We start from the raw sequence: 17,881 nt of genomic DNA, 5'->3' as shown, positions 1-17,881 counted from the left end.
AAAGAACCGTGAGTACCTTCCAGGCCCCCAAGGGCACGTACGACCTGATCCCGCCGCGCTCCGCGAAGTTCCTCGCCGTGCGCGACGCGATCTCCGCACCCCTGAAGAACTCCGGCTACGGCTACATCGAGACCCCCGGCTTCGAGGACGTCGCCCTGTTCTCGCGCGGCGTCGGCGAGTCCACCGACATCGTGTCCAAGGAGATGTACGCCTTCGAGACCAAGGGGGGCGACCAGCTCGCGCTGCGTCCCGAGGGCACCGCGTCCGTGCTGCGCGCGGCGCTGGAGGCCAACCTGCACAAGGCGGGCAACCTGCCGGTCAAGCTCTGGTACTCCGGCTCGTACTACCGCTACGAGAAGCCGCAGGCGGGCCGCTACCGCCACTTCTCACAGGTGGGTGCCGAGGCCATCGGGACCGAGGACCCCGCGCTCGACGCCGAGCTGATCATCCTGGCCGACCAGGCCTACCGCTCGCTCGGCCTCAGCCAGTTCCGCATCCTGCTGAACTCGCTGGGCGACAAGGAGTGCCGCCCCGTCTACCGGGAGGCGCTCCAGACCTTCCTGCGCGACCTCGAACTCGACGAGGAGACCCGCCGTCGCATCGAGATCAACCCGTTGCGGGTCCTGGACGACAAGCGGTCCGACGTCCAGAAGCAGCTGACCGGCGCGCCGATGCTGCGTGACTTCCTCTGCGACGCCTGCAAGGCGTACCACGAGGAGGTCCGTGAACTGCTGACGGCGGCAGGCGTGGTGTACGAGGACGACGAGAAGCTGGTCCGTGGCCTCGACTACTACACGCGCACGACCTTCGAGTTCGTCCACGACGGCCTCGGTTCCCAGTCCGCCGTGGGCGGCGGCGGCCGGTACGACGGCCTGTCCGAGATGATCGGCGGCCCTTCGCTGCCGTCGGTCGGCTGGGCGCTCGGCGTGGACCGCACGGTGCTCGCCCTGGAGGCCGAGGGCGTCGAGCTCGGGATCCCCGCCACCACCAGCGTGTACGCGGTACCGCTGGGCGACGAGGCGCGCCGGGTGCTCTTCGGGCTGGTCACCGAACTCCGGAAGGCCGGGATCGCCACGGACTTCGCCTACGGAGGCCGCGGCCTCAAGGGCGCGATGAAGAACGCCAACCGGTCCGGCGCCCGCTACGCGATCGTGGCCGGCGAGCGTGACCTCGCCGAGGGGGCGGTCCAGCTCAAGGACATGGAGTCCGGCGAGCAGGAGCCGGTCGCACTCGACGCGCTCGTGGCCACGGTGCGCGACAGACTGACCTGAGTCGTACCCCGCTCGACCCGTGCCCGCCCGGTCCGCCCGGGCGGGCACGGTCCGTGTCGGGCGCGGGTCGTGACCGGCGCGGACCGCGCAGGGCGCTCACGCCTCCCGGCCCTCCTTCCGGCGGGCACCGGGGACCGGGCGCGGGGCGGCCCCCTCCCGGGGCACGTCCACGCGGCCCACGCGCGCCCGGTGCCCGCCCGTCAACCCGGCGGACGCCGATTCACCGTGCCGGAGATTCCGGTTCGGGAGCGCCGGGCGGCCGCTGCCGGTCCGGTGCCGGCCGCGCGCACGGCGGCCCGCCACGACTGCGGGCACCTCGCGAAACGTGCGCCACGGCGGAGGAAGGAGCGTGTCCCAGTGCCCGGATCCCGCTCCTCCTCGCGCACACGTTTATGCCGATCGAACGGTCGGCCGCAACGGTGGTACGGCACAATGTCCATGCCCCGGCCGGCTACACAGTGATGGAACGGCGATATGACGATGGCAGCGGTAGACCACCCCTCCTCCCGGCAGGACGAGGACAGCGGCGCGACAACCTTCGGCGGCAGTCGCGCGCTCGCGCTGCTGCTGGTGATCACCGGCGCCGCCGGGCTGCTCGCCGCCTGGGTGATCACGATCGACAAGTTCAAGCTGCTCGAGGACCCGAGCTTCACCCCGGGCTGCAGCCTGAACCCGGTGGTGGCGTGCGGCAACATCATGAAGAGCGAGCAGGCGTCCGCCTTCGGGTTCCCCAACCCGATGCTCGGCATCGCCACCTACTCGGTGGTCATCGGCATCGGCATGGCGCTCCTCGCCGGTGCCCGGTTCCGCGCCTGGTTCTGGCTGGGTCTCAACGCGGGCACGCTGTTCGGCGTCGGCTTCTGCACCTGGCTGCAGTACCAGTCGCTGTACAACATCAACTCGCTCTGCCTGTGGTGCTGCCTGGCCTGGGTCGCCACGATCGTCATGTTCTGCTACGTCACCACGCACAACGTCAGGCACGGCATCCTGCCCGCTCCCGCCTGGCTGCGGAACGCTCTCACCGAATTCCACTGGGTGCCGCCGGTGCTCTGGATCGGGATCATCGGCATGCTGATCCTGACCCGCTGGTGGGACTTCTGGACCAGCTGACGCGAGGCCGCCCTGTCAGTGGGGTGGCATAGGCTTCCCGCGTGGAGCCCGACCTCTTTACCGCAGCAGCCGAAGACCGCCAGGAGAAGGACCCGTCGAGCAGCCCCCTCGCTGTCCGGATGCGTCCTCGCACGCTGGACGAGGTCGTCGGCCAGCAGCACCTGCTCAAGCCGGGCTCGCCCCTGCGCCGGCTCGTCGGCGAGGGCGGGGGAGGGCCGGCGGGGCCCTCGTCGGTGATCCTCTGGGGCCCGCCCGGCACGGGGAAGACGACCCTGGCGTACGTGGTCAGCAAGGCCACCAACAAGCGCTTCGTCGAGCTCTCCGCGATCACCGCGGGAGTCAAGGAGGTCCGCGCCGTCATCGAGGGCGCGCGCCGCGCCACCGGCGGCTTCGGGAAGGAGACCGTCCTCTTCCTGGACGAGATCCACCGCTTCTCCAAGGCCCAGCAGGACTCCCTGCTCCCCGCCGTGGAGAACCGCTGGGTCACGCTGATCGCGGCCACCACGGAGAATCCGTACTTCTCGGTCATCTCGCCGCTGCTGTCGCGCTCCCTGCTCCTCACCCTGGAGCCCCTCACCGACGAGGATCTGCGCGCGCTCCTGCGCCGGGCGCTGACGGACGAGCGGGGGCTGGGCGGCGCCGTCACCCTGCCCGACGACGCCGAGGCACATCTGCTGCGCATCGCCGGCGGCGACGCGCGCCGGGCGCTGACCGCGCTCGAGGCGGCGGCCGGCGCGGCCCTGACGACGCACGAGCGGGAGATCACGCTCACGACACTCGAGGAGACCGTCGACCGCGCGGCCGTCACGTACGACCGTGACGGCGACCAGCACTACGACGTCGCGAGCGCCCTGATCAAGTCGATCCGTGGATCCGACGTGGACGCCGCCCTGCACTACCTGGCCCGGATGATCGAGGCGGGGGAGGACCCGCGCTTCATCGCCCGTCGGCTGATGATCTCCGCCAGTGAGGACATCGGACTGGCCGATCCCACGGCGCTGCCCACGGCGGTGGCAGCGGCCCAGGCGGTGGCCATGATCGGCTTCCCCGAGGCGGCGCTCACCCTCAGCCATGCCACGATCGCGCTGGCACTCGCCCCCAAGTCGAACGCGGCGACCCTGGCCATCTCCGCCGCACAGGAGGACGTGCGCCGCGGCCTCGCGGGCCCGGTCCCGGCGCATCTGCGGGACGGCCACTACAAGGGCGCCGCCAAGCTGGGCCACGCCCAGGGCTATGTCTACCCGCACGACGTGCCCGGCGGTATCGCCGCCCAGGAGTACGCCCCGGAAGCCGTCCGCGGCAGGCGCTACTACGAACCCACCAGATACGGCGCGGAGGCGCGCTACGCCGACGTGGCGGACCGGGTCCGTGAGCGGCTCGGCCGGGACCAGGGCGGTCCGGCGTCCTCGTGACCGCTGCTCAGCAGGCCGCCGCCTCGAAGAGCACGTGCATGGCGCGGCGCAGCTCACGGATGTCCCGTACGGGCTCGGGAAACTCGAACCTGGCGTCGAAGCAGGCGTCGCCGCCCTCGACGAAGCGCACCCGGAGCCCGAAGCGGTCGAGTGCGACCGGGACCGCGTCGAGCCGGTGCTCCGCGCAGCCGCAGTGGGCCCGGTCACCGAGGAGCGCGGACAGTGTGGCCATCTGCTCGCCGTGAGTGGCGTGCAGATGCTGGAGCAGTTCGGCCTCATGAGCGACCAGGGGGTCGGCCACGGCGTCCCGGAAGGCCTCCGGCTCCACCTCGTCGAAGCCCCACAGATCGTCGACGGACGCTTCGCCGGTCTCCAGCCGGAGCATCATCCGGCCGGGCTGCGCGAGCCCGGGTACGGCGGTGAGCCAGCCGGTGATCCGCGCACGGCCGCGGATCCGGTGCGGGACGGAGACCGGTGCGACGTCGGTGATCTCCAGCACGGCGGTCAGTTCGTCGCCCTGGGCCCGCGTCGCGGCCCGTACGACCGGGGAACCGGTGGGGAAACCGAGGAACAGATCGCCCTCCGGACCGATGCTCCTGCTGTCGGGCATCAGCTGGTCCGGGTGGATCACCGACAGCCCCGGTACGAGCAGCACCGCGGAGCAGGTACTCTGTACGAGAGTTCGTGTGCGTTCGGCTGCTGACGGCATCCGAGTGTTTTCAAGCCCGCTGGGACGCGGCTGACCACGATCAGATCGGCCTTCCGTCGTTACGGCGCCTTCATGTGCGCCGTCGCTGTCTGTGCTGTCCGTGACGTGTGTGGTGTTCCCAGGGCGAGACATGCGATCTCCTTGAGTAAGGTAAGCCTAACCTAACCTACAACGGAGGTCTGGAGAACGTGCCTAACCAGTCGCGTCCCAAGGTCAAGAAGTCGCGTGCCCTCGGCATCGCCCTTACGCCGAAGGCTGTCAAGTACTTCGAAGCCCGCCCCTACCCGCCGGGCGAGCACGGCCGTGGCCGCAAGCAGAACTCGGACTACAAGGTCCGTCTGCTCGAGAAGCAGCGTCTGCGTGCGCAGTACGACATCAGCGAGCGCCAGATGGCGCGTGCCTACGACCGCGCCCGTAAGGCCGAGGGCAAGACGGGCGAGGCGCTGGTCGTCGAGCTCGAGCGCCGCCTCGACGCCCTGGTCCTGCGTTCGGGCATCGCCCGCACCATCTACCAGGCCCGTCAGATGGTCGTCCACGGCCACATCGAGGTCAACGGCGGCAAGGTCGACAAGCCTTCCTTCCGCGTGCGCCCCGACGACGTCGTGCAGGTCCGCGAGCGCAGCCGCTCCAAGGTCCCCTTCCAGGTCGCCCGTGAGGGTGGCTACGACACGGACGGCGAGACCCCGCGCTACCTCCAGGTGAACCTGAAGGCTCTGGCCTTCCGCCTGGACCGGGACCCGAACCGCAAGGAAATCCCGGTCATCTGCGACGAGCAGCTCGTCGTCGAGTACTACGCCCGCTGACGCAGGCGTAGCTCTCAACCGAGCTCGGGCCCGCCCCTCCCTGTGGTACGGGAGGCGGCGGGCCTTCGCGTTCCCCCGTCGGCCTCTCCGGCCGTGCCCTCCGGGGCCGTCGGACCGTCCGCCCCGGCGCGCAGCGCCCGCGCCACCGCTGTCCGCGCGTCCAGCCGGCGGCCCGCACGGCGTTCCGCCTCGTACCGGGCGTCGCCGAGCTCCGTCCTGGCCCGCTCCTCGCACTCGGCCCGCGGCCTGCCGTAGTGGGCGGACCCGAACAGGGGCAGCCCCACCGAGGGCCAGATGCGGTCCGCCGCCCCCTGCAGCACCGCGGCCTCCACCGCGTCGCCCTCCACCACGGTGATGAGGGCCAGCAGCTCCAGCGAGAGGACCGTGCCGAGCAGGTCGTGGAAGGCGTGCGCGATGGAGAGGGACTGCCGGAGCATCCGGCGCGCACGACCGCCCGGCCCGGACCGCAGCGCCGCGTAGCCCAGGACGTACAGGGCGTAGGCCAGGGCCCAGCGCTCACCGTGGTCCTCGCAGATCTCCCGGACCTCGTCGCAGATCGCCGCCGCCGCGTCCAGGTCCCCACGGAACGCCACGGCCATGCCCAGTTCGACCTGGGCCATCAGCACGTTGCTGTTCAGCTCGCCGATCTCCCGGTAGCGTCCGAGCGCCTCGCGCAGCAGTTCCTCCGCGCGGACCGGGTCGTCCGTGACGATCGAGAGGCAGCCCGTGCGGTGCACGGCGTAGGCCACGGCGGTGGCGTCCCCCGAGCGCTCGCCCTCCTCGCGGCACTCCTGCAGCGCCGACACGGCGCCGGCCGGGTCCCCCTGCAGCACCGCGACGTAGCCGAGCACCCACAGGGCCTTGAGCCGGGAATGGTCGTAGGGGGTCTCCTCCTCCAGGACGTGGTCCAGCCAGCGGCGGCCTTCCGAGAGCCGCCCGCAGCCCGCCCAGTAGAACCAGAGTGTGCCGGCCAGGTACTGGGCGAGATGGACCTCGTCCGGGCTCTCCATCGAGCACTCCATCGCGCGTCGGAGATTCGGCAGCTCGCTGTCGATCCGTGCCGCCGCCTCCGCCTGCCTGGGGCCGAACCAGTCGAGCTCGCACCAGGTCGCGAGTCCCAGATACCAGTCCCGGTGCCTGCGGCGCAGCCGTTCGGCGTCCCCGGTCGCCTTCAGCCACTCGGCGCCGTACTCCCGCACGGTGTCGAGCAGCCGGTACCGGCTTCCGGCGGCCGAGTCCTCGCGCAGCACCACGGACTGTGCCAGCAGCTCGTCCAGCACGTCGAGCACCGAGTCGGCCGGCAGGTCGGGGCCGCTGCAGATGTACTCCACGGCCTCCAGGTCGAACTGTCCGGCGAACACCGACAGCCGGGCCCACAGCAGTCGCTGCTCCGGGGCGCACAGCTCATGGCTCCAGCCGATGGCCGTACGCAGTGTCTGGTGACGGGGAAGCGCGCTCGGACTGCCGCCGGTCAGCAGCCGGAAGCGGTCGTCGAGCCGGTGCAGCACCTGTTCCGTCGTCAGGGCCCGCAGCCGCCCCGCGGCGAGCTCAAGCGCCAGCGGGATGCCGTCGAGACGGCGGCAGAGCTCCCGCGCGGTCTCCCGGTCGCCGTCCGTCAGCCGGAACCCCGGTCGTACCGCGGCGGCGCGCCGCGCGAACAGTTCCAGGGCGTCGACGTCCGTCATCGGCATGAGCGGGAAGGTGAGTTCGCCGTCCAACCGCAGCGGACGCCGGCCCGCCGCGAGCACCTGGAGGTGCGGCGCCCTGCGGAGCAGTTCCCGCACGAGGCCGGCACACGCGTCGGCGAGGTGCTCGAAGCCGTCGATCACGAGCAGGAGCCGGCGCCCCGCACAGTGCTCGACCAGCGTGGTGCGGGGCGGCCGACTCGTGTGGTCCGTGAGCCCGAGCGCTTCGACCAGTGCGTGTTCCAGGAGGTCCGGATCACGGACGGCCGACAGCTCGGCGATCCACACCCCGTCGCAGTACCGTTTCTCCATGAGGGCCGCCGCCCGGGTCACGAAGCGGGTCTTCCCGACCCCCGCGACACCCGCCACCGTCACGAGCCTGGACTCCCGCATGAGCCGCCTGAGGTGTGCCAGCTCGTCGTCACGTCCCACGAAGGTGTTCAGCTCCGCCGGGAGATTTCCGCGTACGGGGCCGGGATCCGCGTCGTCGGGCACAGGGCGGGGGTGGTGAGGGCGTCGCATGAAACACGCAGAGTACTGGCACATAAGCTCTCCGTACAATCTCCCCGGGCGTGCGACCCGCGCCGCCCGCCCGTAATGCGGTACGGGGCGTGACGCCCGGCGCGATAGGCTCGGGGGACGACGATCGGCAGTGGTGGCAGGACGCGCCGGCCGAGCGGTGACAGGCAGATACCGGCCGGGAGAGGTCCCGGCCGATGCGGGCGACGAGCAGAGAGCGGTGCACTGTGTCCGGTGGAGAGGTGGCCGGCATCCTGGTGGCTGTCTTCTGGGCGATCCTGGTTTCCTTCCTCGCCGTGGTACTGGTGAGGCTGGCCCAGACGCTCAAGGCGACCACCGCGCTGGTGGCGGACGTGACGGAGCAGGCTGTTCCGCTGCTCGCCGACGCCTCCGCCACGCTGCGTTCCGCGCAGACCCAGCTCGACAAGGTCGACGCCATCGCGAGCGACGTCCAGGAGGTCACCTCCAACGCCTCCGCCCTGTCCACCACCGTCGCGTCGACGTTCGGAGGACCGCTCGTGAAGGTCGCCGCGTTCGGCTACGGGGTGCGGCAGGCGATCGGCCGCCGCACCGCCGCCGAGCCGGAACCTGCCCGCCGGACCTCCCGCCGCACCGTGATCGCCGGCCGTACCGTGCCGTCCGCCCGTGACAGGAAGCGGAACGGCCGAAACCTCCGCGGACAGAAGGACTGAGCCAGCGATGTTCCGCCGTACGTTCTGGTTCACCGCCGGCGCAGCCGCCGGTGTCTGGGCCACCACCAAGGTCAACCGCAAGATCCGGCAGCTGACCCCCGAGAGCCTGGCGGCGCAGGCCGCCGACAAGGCGATCGAGGCGGGTCACAGACTGAAGGACTTCGCCCTCGACGTCCGTGAGGGCATGGTCAGGCGCGAGGCCGAACTGGGCGGGGCGCTCGGCATCGAGGCGCCGGCCGAACCCGAACTCGTCGTCCACCGGACGCTCCCCTACAACCCGAACAACCGGAATGAGGACTACTGATGGAGTCGGCTGAAATTCGCCGCCGCTGGCTGAGCTTCTTCGAGGAGCGCGGTCACACCGTCGTGCCTTCGGCGTCGCTCATCGCGGACGATCCGACTCTGCTGCTGGTCCCCGCGGGCATGGTTCCCTTCAAGCCCTACTTCCTCGGCGAGGTCAAGCCGCCCGCCCCGCGCGTCACCAGCGTGCAGAAGTGCGTGCGCACACCGGACATCGAAGAGGTCGGCAAGACCACCCGCCACGGCACGTTCTTCCAGATGTGCGGGAACTTCTCCTTCGGCGACTACTTCAAGGAAGGCGCCATCGAGTTCGCCTGGGCGGCGCTCACGAACTCCGTGGAGGACGGCGGCTTCGGGCTGGACCCCGAGCGTCTGTGGATCACGGTCTACCTCGACGACGACGAGGCCGAGCAGATCTGGCGCGAGAAGATCGGCGTGCCGGCCGAGCGCATCCAGCGCCTGGGCAAGAAGGACAACTTCTGGTCCATGGGCGTCCCCGGCCCCTGCGGCCCGTGTTCCGAGATCAACTACGACCGCGGCCCCGAGTTCGGCGTCGAGGGCGGCCCGGCCGTCAACGACGAGCGCTACGTGGAGATCTGGAACCTGGTCTTCATGCAGTACGAGCGCGGCGCCGGTGACGGCAAGGAGGACTTCCCGATCCTCGGGGACCTGCCGTCGCAGAACATCGACACCGGTCTCGGCCTCGAACGCCTCGCCATGATCCTGCAGGGCGTGCAGAACATGTACGAGACCGACACCCTGCGCGTCGTCATGGACAAGGCCACCGAGCTCACCGGCGTCCGCTACGGCGCCGACCAGGGCTCGGACGTCTCCCTCCGCGTCGTCGCCGACCACATCCGCACGTCGGTGATGCTCATCGGCGACGGCGTCACCCCGGGCAACGAGGGGCGCGGCTACGTCCTGCGCCGCATCATGCGCCGCGCCATCCGCAACATGCGGCTGATGGGCGCCACCGGCCCGGTCGTGCGTGAGCTCGTCGACGTCGTCGTCGACACCATGGGGCAGCAGTACCCGGAGCTGATCACCGACCGCAAGCGCATCGAGACGGTCGCGCTCGCCGAGGAGGCCGCCTTCCTCAAGGCCCTCAAGGGCGGCACCAACATCCTCGACACCGCCGTCACGGAGACCAAGGCCGCCGGCGGCAAGGTCCTGGCCGGCGACAAGGCGTTCCTGCTCCACGACACCTGGGGCTTCCCGATCGACCTCACGCTGGAGATGGCCGCCGAACAGGGCCTCTCGGTCGACGAGGACGGCTTCCGCCGCCTGATGAAGGAGCAGCGGGAGCGGGCCAAGGCCGACGCCAAGGCCAAGAAGACCGGGCACGCCGACCTGTCCGCCTACCGCGAGGTCGCCGACAACTCCGGCGTCACCGAGTTCACCGGGTACACCTCCGTCGAGGGCGAGTCGAAGATCGTCGGTCTGCTGGTCGACGGCCTGCCCTCGCCCGCCGCATCCGAGGGCGACGAGGTGGAGGTCGTCCTCGACCGCACCCCCTTCTACGCCGAGGGCGGCGGCCAGCTCGCCGACCAGGGCCGGATCAGGCTCGACACCGGCGCCGTCATCCAGGTCCGCGACGTCCAGCAGCCGGTCCCGGGCGTCTCCGTCCACAAGGGCTCGGTCCAGGTCGGCGAGGTGACGGTCGGCGCGTCCGCCTACGCGGCCATCGACAACACCCGCCGCCGCGCCATCGCCCGCGCCCACAGCGCCACGCACCTCACGCACCAGGCACTGCGGGACGCCCTGGGCCCGACGGCCGCCCAGGCCGGTTCGGAGAACTCGCCCGGCCGCTTCCGCTTCGACTTCGGCTCGCCCGCCGCCGTACCCGGCACGGTCCTGACCGACGTGGAGCAGAAGATCAACGAGGTCCTGGCCCGGGAGCTCGACGTCCAGGCCGAGGTCATGTCCATCGACGACGCCAAGAAGCAGGGCGCCATCGCCGAGTTCGGCGAGAAGTACGGCGAGCGGGTCCGCGTCGTCACCATCGGCGACTTCTCCAAGGAGCTGTGCGGCGGCACGCACGTCGGCAACACCGCCCAGCTGGGTCTGGTGAAGCTGCTCGGCGAGTCGTCCATCGGTTCCGGCGTACGCCGTATCGAGGCCCTCGTCGGCGTCGACGCGTACAACTTCCTCGCCAAGGAGCACACGGTCGTCGCCCAGCTCCAGGAGCTGCTCAAGGGCCGCCCCGAGGAGCTCCCCGAGAAGATCTCCGGCATGCTCGGCAAGCTGAAGGAGGCCGAGAAGGAGATCGAGAAGTTCCGCGCGGAGAAGGTCCTCGCGGCCGCCGCCGGGCTCGTGGAGTCGGCCAAGGACGTACGCGGTGTCGCCCTGGTCACCGGCCAGGTGCCGGACGGCACCTCGGCCGACGACCTGCGCAAGCTCGTCCTCGACGTGCGGGGCCGCATCCAGGGCGGCCGGCCTGCCGTCGTGGCCCTGTTCACCACGGCCAACGGGCGCCCGCTCACGGTCATCGCCACCAACGAGGCCGCCCGCGAGCGCGGTCTCAAGGCCGGTGAGCTGGTGCGCACCGCCGCCAAGACCCTCGGTGGCGGTGGCGGCGGCAAGCCGGACGTCGCCCAGGGCGGCGGCCAGAATCCGGACGCCATCGGTGACGCCGTCGCCGCTGTCGAACGCCTCGTCACCGAGACGGCGTGACGCCGGACATGACGCAGATGCGCCGTGGACGCCGACTCGCCGTCGATGTCGGTGACGCCCGTATCGGGGTCGCCTCGTGCGACCCCGACGGGATCCTCGCCACGCCGGTGGAGACCGTGCCGGGACGTGACGTCCCGGCCGCCCACCGGCGGCTCGGCCGGATCGTCGAGGAGTACGAGCCGATCGAGGTCATCGTCGGGCTGCCCCGGTCGCTGGGCGGCGGCGAGGGCCCGGCGGCGGAGAAGGTCCGTGCCTTCGCCCAGGTGTTCGCCCGCGCCATCGCACCGGTCCCCGTGCGTCTCGTGGACGAGAGGATGACCACAGTGACGGCCACCCAGGGGCTGCGCGCTTCGGGCGTGAAGTCCAAGAAGGGCCGTTCTGTCATCGACCAAGCTGCCGCTGTGGTGATCCTCCAGAACGCTCTGGAGTCCGAACGGGCGTCAGGCACTGCTCCGGGCGAGGGCGTCGAAGTGGTTGTCTGATCGCGATACGGTAACGTTCCGCGCGATGCGCCGGTGTTCGAACAGACACCGCACAGCAAAGCGAAGAGACGGAGCGTCGTCTCGCGGCTCAAGGGGATCGATGACTGAGTATGGCCGGGGCTCCGGCTCCGAACCGTGGCATCCCGAGGACCCCTTGTACGGGGACCGGGGATGGGGAGGCCATCAGGCCGCCCACGGCCAGGGCCCGTACGAAGGCCAGCAGCAGCCCTACGCGCAGGACCCGTACGCCCAGCAGGGCTACCAGCAGGACCCTTACGCGCAGCAGCACCAGAACCAGCAGCACGACCAGCACCAGCAGCCGTACGGCGCGCCGCAGGACCCGTACGCCCAGCAGCCCCAGCAGCAGCCGCAGTACGACGGCGGCTGGGACACCGGCCAGCAGGCGGCGATGCCGTACGCGGCCCAGCAGCCCCGGTACGGCAACGACCCCGGTGGCCACGGCGAAGAGGCCGACTACTACGGCACCCCAGAGGCCTACCCTCCGCCGCAGCCCCCGGGCCACCGTGAGCAGGAGCCCCGGCAGCAGGCACAGGACTGGGACCCCGACGTGCCGCACGAGGAGACGCATCCTTTCTTCACCGGCGCGGACGAGCCCTCCGACGACCGTGACACCCGTTCCCGTTCCCGTTCCCGCTCCGACGAGGACGGCGCACACGACGACGACCCGCGTGAGTCCCGCAGGGGCGGCGGCGAGCGCCGGGGCAAGGGCAAGAAGAAGAGCCGCAACGGCTGTGCCTGCCTGGGCGTCGCGGTGGTCCTCGTCGGCGGCCTCGGCGGGGTGGGCTACCTCGGCTACTCGTACTTCCAGAACCAGTTCGGCGCGGCGCCCGACTACGCGGGCAGCGGCACGGGCTCGGTCGAGGTGGAGATCCCCGAGGGCGCCCTGGGCAACGAGATCGCGAACATCCTGAAGAAGGCCGGCGTCGTGAAGTCCGTGGACGCCTTCGTCTCGGCACAGCAGGGGAACCCCAAGGGGGGGTCCCTCCAGGCCGGCGTCTACCTCCTGAAGGAGAAGATGTCCGCCGACAGTGCCATCGAACTGATGCTGGACCCGAAGAGCCAGAACGCACTCGTCATTCCCGAGGGAACCAGTACCACGGGTATCTACGCCGCCATCGACAAGAAGCTGGGTCTGAAGGCCGGTACCACCGCCGGTGTCGCCAAGACGAAGGCCGAAAGCCTCGGGCTTCCCGAATGGGCGGACGACAATCCGGGGATCAAGGATCCGCTGGAAGGTTTTCTCTTCCCCGCCGCGTACGCGGTCTCCAAGGGTTCGAAGCCCGAGGAAGCCTTGAAGAAGATGGTCACGCGGGCCAACAAGGAATACGGGAAACTCGACCTCGAGCAGAACGCGAAGAAGCTGAATCTGGACTCGCCGCTCGACCTCGTCACGGTGGCGAGCCTCGTCCAGAAGGAAGGCAAGTACAAGCACGACTTCGACAAGGTCGCCAGGGTCGTGTACAACCGGCTCGAGCCGGACAACCTGGAGACGGTCGGACGACTCGAGTTCGACTCGACGGTCAACTACATCCGGGCCGAGAGCACCCTGGACGTGGGAGCCGTCGACGACCTGCGGAAGATCGACGATCCGTACAACACGTACCGCGTCAAGGGCCTCCCGCTCGGCCCGATCTCCAATCCCGGCGCGGAGGCACTGCACTCGGCCATCAGTCCGGCCTCCGGCCCCTGGTACTACTTCGTCTCCGTGACCGAGGACAAGACACTGTTCGCCGTGACGAACGAGGAGCACGAGCGCAACCGCGAGAAGTACCAAGAGGAGCAGGCGAAGCAGTGAACACCGCTCACCGGGCGGCCGTCCTCGGCTCGCCCATCGCCCACTCCCTCTCCCCGGTCCTGCACCGGGCCGCTTACGCGGAGCTCGGCCTCGGCACCTGGTCGTACGACCGCTTCGACGTGGACGAGGCGGCGCTCCCCGGGTTCATCGAGGGCCTGGACTCCTCCTGGGCCGGGCTCTCCCTGACGATGCCACTCAAGCGGGCCGTCATCCCGCTGCTGGACGGGGTCACCGACACCGCGGCCTCCGTCGAAGCGGTCAACACCGTCGTCTTCACCGAGGACGGCCGAAGGGCCGGCGACAACACCGACATCCCCGGCATGATCGCGGCCCTGCGCGAACGGGGCGTCGGCACGGTGGAGTCCGCCGCGATCCTCGGCGCCGGCGCCACGGCGTCCTCCGCCCTGGCCGCCCTGGCCCAGATCTGCACCGGGCCGGTCACGGCCTTCGTACGCAGCCGGGAGCGTGGTGACGAGATGCGCGGCTGGGGCGAGCGCCTCGGTGTGGACGTCCGGACCGCCGACTGGTCGGCGGCCGGCGAGGCCCTGCACGCCCCCCTCGTGATCGCCACCACGCCGGCCGGCGCCACCGACGCCCTGGCCACCGCCGTTCCCGCGGCCCCCGGCACGCTGTTCGACGTGCTGTACGAGCCCTGGCCGACCGCCCTCGCCTCCCGCTGGTCGTCCACCGGCGCCCCCGTGGTGGGCGGCCTCGACCTCCTCGTCCACCAGGCCGTGCTCCAGGCCGAGCAGATGACCGGGCTGGACGCGCCCCTCGCGGTCATGCGCGCGGCGGGCGAAGCGGCGCTGGCGGCGCGCGGGCACTAGTCGCGAGAGGTCCCTGCCCGCCGGAGACCGCTGCCCGGGCCGGGGAGAGCGGCCCCCGCGGGCGTCCTGAGCGCCCGACGGCCGGGACGGAGCGTCCGTCTGCTGGACCGACGGCAGGCCCGCCCTCCCGGTCGTGGGAGGATCGGGGGTGGCGGGCCAGGGCCGCGCACCCGGTCGCGCCGTTGCAGTTACAGGCGCGAGCATGAGGGAGCACCGTTGAGCAGGTTGCGCTGGCTGACCGCCGGAGAGTCGCACGGCCCCGCACTGGTGGCGACGCTGGAGGGTCTTCCCGCCGGTATCCCCGTCACCACGGAGATGGTGGCGGACGCGCTCGCCAGGCGACGGCTCGGATACGGGCGCGGCGCCCGGATGAAGTTCGAGAGGGACGAGGTCACCTTCCTCGGCGGCGTCCGCCACGGCCTGACCATGGGATCGCCCGTCGCCGTCATGGTGGGCAACACCGAGTGGCCCAAGTGGGAACAGGTCATGTCGGCCGACCCGGTCGACCCCGAGGTGCTGGCCGCGCAGGCCCGTAACGCCCCGCTGACCCGCCCCAGGCCCGGCCACGCCGACCTGGCGGGGATGCAGAAGTACGGCTTCGACGAGGCCCGGCCGGTCCTGGAGCGCGCCAGTGCCCGGGAGACCGCGGCCCGGGTCGCCCTCGGCGCCGTCGCCCGCTCCTACCTCAAGGAGACCGCGGGCATCGAGATCGTCTCCCACGTCGTCGAGCTGGCCGCGGCCAAGGCGCCCTACGGCGTCTACCCCAAGCCCTCCGACGTCGAGCGGCTCGACGCCGACCCGGTGCGCTGCCTCGACGCCGACGCGTCGGAGGCGATGGTCGCGGAGATCGACCAGGCGCACAAGGACGGCGACACCCTCGGTGGCGTCGTCGAGGTGCTCGCCTACGGCGTCCCCGTCGGCCTCGGCTCCCACGTGCACTGGGACCGCAGGCTGGACGCCCGGCTGGCGGGTGCGCTGATGGGCATCCAGGCCATCAAGGGCGTCGAGGTCGGTGACGGTTTCGACCTGGCCAGGGTGCCCGGCTCCCAGGCGCACGACGAGATCCTCGCCACCGAGAACGGCATCCGGCGTGCCTCCGGCCGCGCGGGCGGTACCGAGGGAGGGCTCACCACCGGTGAACTGCTCCGGGTCCGTGCCGCGATGAAGCCCATCGCCACGGTGCCCCGCGCGCTCGCCACGGTCGACGTGGTGACGGGCGAGGCGGCCAAGGCCCACCACCAGCGTTCCGACGTGTGCGCCGTGCCTGCCGCCGGGATCGTCGCCGAGGCCATGGTCGCCCTGGTCCTGGCCGACGCGGTCGCGGAGAAGTTCGGCGGCGACAGCGTGGCCGAGACCCACCGGAACGTGCAGTCGTACCTCTCCCACCTCCAGATCCGGTGAGCGGCCCGCTGATCGTCCTGGTCGGCCCGATGGGGGTGGGCAAGTCCACCGTGGGTGAACTGCTCGCCGGCCGCCTGGGCACCACCTACCGCGACACCGACGCGGACGTCGTGGCCACGGCGGGCAAGGCCATCCCGGACATCTTCTTCGACCACGGCGAGGAGCACTTCCGCGCCCTGGAACGGCAGGCGGTGCGGGACGCGCTCGACCGGCACACCGGCGTCCTCGCCCTCGGCGGCGGCGCGGTGCTCGACGCGGGGACCCGCGCCCTGCTCACCGGCCGCCCGGTCGTCTATCTCTCCATGGACGTCGACGAGGCCGTCCGGAGGGTCGGGCTGAACACCGCCCGCCCCCTGCTCGCCGTCAACCCGCGGCGGCAGTGGCGCGACCTGATGGACGCCAGGCGTCCCCTCTACGAGGAGGTGGCAGCCGCCACGGTCGCCACCGACACCCGCACTCCCGACGAGGTCGCCCAGGCGATCATCGAGGCACTGGAACTGCCGGAGGGCACGGATGAGCCCGTACCCGCCGGCCAGGAGAAGACACGCATGACCGAGCAGGGCACCACGCGCATCCAGATCGCCGGCACGGCAGGCACCGACCCGTACGAGGTGCTCGTCGGCCGCCAGCTCCTCGGCGAGCTGCCGAACCTCATCGGCGACCAGGCCAAACGGGTCGCCGTCCTGCACCCGGAGGCGCTGGCCGAGACCGGCGAGGCGGTCCGCACGGACCTCGCCGCCCAGGGCTACGAGGCCATCGCGATCCAGCTCCCGAACGCCGAGGAGGCCAAGACCGTCGAGGTCGCCGCCTACTGCTGGAAGGCGCTCGGCCAGACCGGCTTCACCCGCACCGACGTCGTCATCGGTGTCGGGGGCGGCGCCACCACCGATGTCGCGGGGTTCGTCGCCGCGTCCTGGCTGCGCGGGGTCCGCTGGATCGCCGTCCCGACGACCGTGCTCGCCATGGTCGACGCGGCGGTCGGCGGCAAGACCGGGATCAACACCGCCGAGGGCAAGAACCTCGTGGGCGCCTTCCACCCGCCGGCCGGGGTGCTCTGCGACCTCGCCGCACTGGACTCGCTGCCGGTCCACGACTACGTCTCCGGCATGGCCGAGATCATCAAGGCCGGCTTCATCGCCGACCCGGTCATCCTCGACCTCGTCGAGGCCGATCCGCAGGGCGCCCGTACGCCGGCAGGACCGCACACCGCGGAGCTGATCGAGCGGTCCATCCGGGTCAAGGCGGAGGTCGTCTCCAGCGACCTCAAGGAGTCCGGCCTCAGGGAGATCCTGAACTACGGCCACACCCTGGCCCACGCCATCGAGAAGAACGAGCGCTACAAGTGGCGCCACGGGGCCGCCGTCTCGGTGGGCATGGTCTTCGCCGCCGAGCTGGGCCGGCTCGCGGGACGCCTCGACGACGCCACCGCCGACCGGCACCGCACCGTCCTGGAGTCGGTCGGGCTGCCGCTCACCTACCGCGGCGACCAGTGGCCCAAGCTCCTGGAGAACATGAAGATCGACAAGAAGTCCCGCGGCGACCTGCTGCGCTTCATCGTCCTGGACAGCATCGGCAAGCCCACCGTGCTGGAGGGCCCCGACCCGGCCGTCCTGCTCGCCGCCTACGGGGAGGTCTCCGCGTGACGGTCCGGAGGGTCCTGGTGCTCAACGGCCCCAACCTCGGACGCCTGGGCTCCCGCGAGCCCGACGTCTACGGGGCGACGTCCTACGCAGGTCTGGTCGACACCTGCCGGGCCCTCGGCAAGGAGATCGGTTTCGACGTCGAGGTCCGCGAGACCAACGACGAGGGCGAGCTGATCCGCTGGCTGCACGAGGCGGCGGACGGTTCGATTCCGGTCGTTCTCAACCCGGGCGCGTTCACGCACTATTCGTACGGGATGCGTGATGCGGCAGCCCAGCGCACCGCTCCGCTGATCGAGGTCCACATCTCGAATCCGTACGCGCGGGAGGAATTCCGCCACACGTCGGTGGTCGCCCCCGTGGCCACCGGCACCGTGGCAGGCTTCGGGATCGGTTCCTACCGGCTCGCCCTGCGGGCCCTGGCCGACGAACTGACGGACTGACACCGGGCACTTCGTGCCTTCCCCGCCCGTTCACCGCATGGCGGCCGGGGAAGGTACGGTTGCCGTTCGACCAGCGCCAGTTGCCTGTACGAGACGGA

The 17,881-nt window shown here is 71.1% G+C and carries 15 protein-coding genes; 13 read left to right on the top strand and 2 right to left on the bottom strand.

The window, feature by feature from the left end; all coding sequences use genetic code 11:
- Positions 1 to 8: 8 nt before the first annotated feature.
- From hisS to ACHFIV_RS19995, 3 genes are all read left to right on the top strand, one after another.
- Positions 9 to 1,271, top strand: a complete 1,263-nt coding sequence (hisS, locus tag ACHFIV_RS20005) for a histidine--tRNA ligase (protein ID WP_398970692.1) — start codon at positions 9 to 11, stop codon at positions 1,269 to 1,271.
- Positions 1,272 to 1,745: 474 nt separating this feature from the next.
- The gene (locus tag ACHFIV_RS20000) at positions 1,746 to 2,381 is read left to right on the top strand and encodes a vitamin K epoxide reductase family protein (RefSeq protein ID WP_398970690.1); all 636 of its coding nucleotides are present in this window, start codon (positions 1,746 to 1,748) and stop codon (positions 2,379 to 2,381) included.
- A gap of 41 nt (positions 2,382 to 2,422) precedes the next feature.
- Positions 2,423 to 3,793 (top strand): replication-associated recombination protein A, encoded by a 1,371-nt coding sequence (locus ACHFIV_RS19995; protein WP_398970687.1) that lies wholly within the window; start codon positions 2,423 to 2,425, stop codon positions 3,791 to 3,793.
- A 7-nt stretch (positions 3,794 to 3,800) separates the two neighbouring features.
- Here the strand turns inward: ACHFIV_RS19995 and ACHFIV_RS19990 are convergent, their stop codons facing one another.
- Positions 3,801 to 4,502: a DUF2470 domain-containing protein gene (locus ACHFIV_RS19990; protein WP_398970684.1), complete on the bottom strand. Its 702-nt coding sequence runs from the start codon at positions 4,500 to 4,502 to the stop codon at positions 3,801 to 3,803.
- A gap of 188 nt (positions 4,503 to 4,690) precedes the next feature.
- Here ACHFIV_RS19990 and rpsD point away from each other — a divergent pair, with 188 nt between their 5' ends.
- Entirely contained in the window at positions 4,691 to 5,305 is a 615-nt protein-coding gene (gene rpsD / locus ACHFIV_RS19985; RefSeq protein ID WP_014157362.1) for a 30S ribosomal protein S4, read from the top strand.
- Positions 5,306 to 5,319: 14 nt separating this feature from the next.
- Here rpsD and ACHFIV_RS19980 read toward each other — a convergent pair whose 3' ends face one another.
- Complete coding sequence (locus ACHFIV_RS19980; RefSeq protein WP_398970681.1) at positions 5,320 to 7,512, bottom strand: ATP-binding protein; 2,193 nt, start codon at positions 7,510 to 7,512, stop codon at positions 5,320 to 5,322.
- Between the two features lie 239 nt (positions 7,513 to 7,751).
- On the opposite strand from ACHFIV_RS19980, the gene ACHFIV_RS19975 reads away from it, so the two are divergent.
- From ACHFIV_RS19975 to aroQ, 9 genes are all read left to right on the top strand, one after another.
- Positions 7,752 to 8,201, top strand: a complete 450-nt coding sequence (locus ACHFIV_RS19975) for a DUF948 domain-containing protein (protein ID WP_398971123.1) — start codon at positions 7,752 to 7,754, stop codon at positions 8,199 to 8,201.
- 7 nt (positions 8,202 to 8,208) lie between these two features.
- Positions 8,209 to 8,505, top strand: a complete 297-nt coding sequence (locus ACHFIV_RS19970; RefSeq protein ID WP_398970678.1) for a DUF6167 family protein — start codon at positions 8,209 to 8,211, stop codon at positions 8,503 to 8,505.
- Positions 8,505 to 11,174: an alanine--tRNA ligase gene (gene alaS, locus ACHFIV_RS19965; RefSeq protein WP_398970675.1), complete on the top strand. Its 2,670-nt coding sequence runs from the start codon at positions 8,505 to 8,507 to the stop codon at positions 11,172 to 11,174. The genes ACHFIV_RS19970 and alaS overlap by 1 nt, the downstream gene beginning before the upstream one ends.
- A complete protein-coding gene (ruvX, locus tag ACHFIV_RS19960; protein ID WP_398970674.1) occupies positions 11,171 to 11,656 on the top strand; it encodes a Holliday junction resolvase RuvX in 486 nt (161 codons plus the stop codon). Before alaS ends, ruvX begins: the two co-directional genes overlap by 4 nt.
- 100 nt (positions 11,657 to 11,756) lie before the next feature.
- On the top strand, positions 11,757 to 13,472 hold the full coding sequence (mltG, locus tag ACHFIV_RS19955; RefSeq protein WP_398970671.1) for an endolytic transglycosylase MltG: 1,716 nt from the start codon (positions 11,757 to 11,759) through the stop codon (positions 13,470 to 13,472).
- Positions 13,469 to 14,299 carry a shikimate dehydrogenase gene (locus ACHFIV_RS19950; protein WP_398970668.1) on the top strand — a complete coding sequence of 277 codons (831 nt, stop codon included), beginning with the start codon at positions 13,469 to 13,471 and terminating at the stop codon, positions 14,297 to 14,299. Before mltG ends, ACHFIV_RS19950 begins: the two co-directional genes overlap by 4 nt.
- A 216-nt stretch (positions 14,300 to 14,515) precedes the next feature.
- Positions 14,516 to 15,700 carry a chorismate synthase gene (aroC, locus tag ACHFIV_RS19945; RefSeq protein WP_398970665.1) on the top strand — a complete coding sequence of 395 codons (1,185 nt, stop codon included), beginning with the start codon at positions 14,516 to 14,518 and terminating at the stop codon, positions 15,698 to 15,700.
- A complete protein-coding gene (gene aroB / locus ACHFIV_RS19940) occupies positions 15,697 to 17,343 on the top strand; it encodes a 3-dehydroquinate synthase (RefSeq protein WP_398970663.1) in 1,647 nt (548 codons plus the stop codon). Before aroC ends, aroB begins: the two co-directional genes overlap by 4 nt.
- Positions 17,340 to 17,783 carry a type II 3-dehydroquinate dehydratase gene (gene aroQ, locus ACHFIV_RS19935; RefSeq protein WP_398970661.1) on the top strand — a complete coding sequence of 148 codons (444 nt, stop codon included), beginning with the start codon at positions 17,340 to 17,342 and terminating at the stop codon, positions 17,781 to 17,783. Before aroB ends, aroQ begins: the two co-directional genes overlap by 4 nt.
- Positions 17,784 to 17,881 lie beyond the last annotated feature (98 nt).

Origin of the sequence: Streptomyces sp. ALB3 (assembly GCF_044385685.1) — a bacterium.
Classification (GTDB): domain Bacteria; phylum Actinomycetota; class Actinomycetes; order Streptomycetales; family Streptomycetaceae; genus Streptomyces.
The sequence above is the reverse complement of the archived record's forward strand: the minus strand, read 5'-3'. Positions and strand labels throughout refer to the sequence as shown.

Coding starts and splice junctions, on each gene's coding strand:
- mltG (WP_398970671.1), top strand. CDS start 11,757: ATGACTGAGTATGGCCGGGGCTCCGGCTCCGAACCGTGGCATCCCGAG.
- ACHFIV_RS19970 (WP_398970678.1), top strand. CDS start 8,209: ATGTTCCGCCGTACGTTCTGGTTCACCGCCGGCGCAGCCGCCGGTGTC.
- alaS (WP_398970675.1), top strand. CDS start 8,505: ATGGAGTCGGCTGAAATTCGCCGCCGCTGGCTGAGCTTCTTCGAGGAG.
- ACHFIV_RS19980 (WP_398970681.1), bottom strand. CDS start 7,512: ATGCGACGCCCTCACCACCCCCGCCCTGTGCCCGACGACGCGGATCCC.
- ACHFIV_RS19990 (WP_398970684.1), bottom strand. CDS start 4,502: ATGCCGTCAGCAGCCGAACGCACACGAACTCTCGTACAGAGTACCTGC.
- ACHFIV_RS20000 (WP_398970690.1), top strand. CDS start 1,746: ATGACGATGGCAGCGGTAGACCACCCCTCCTCCCGGCAGGACGAGGAC.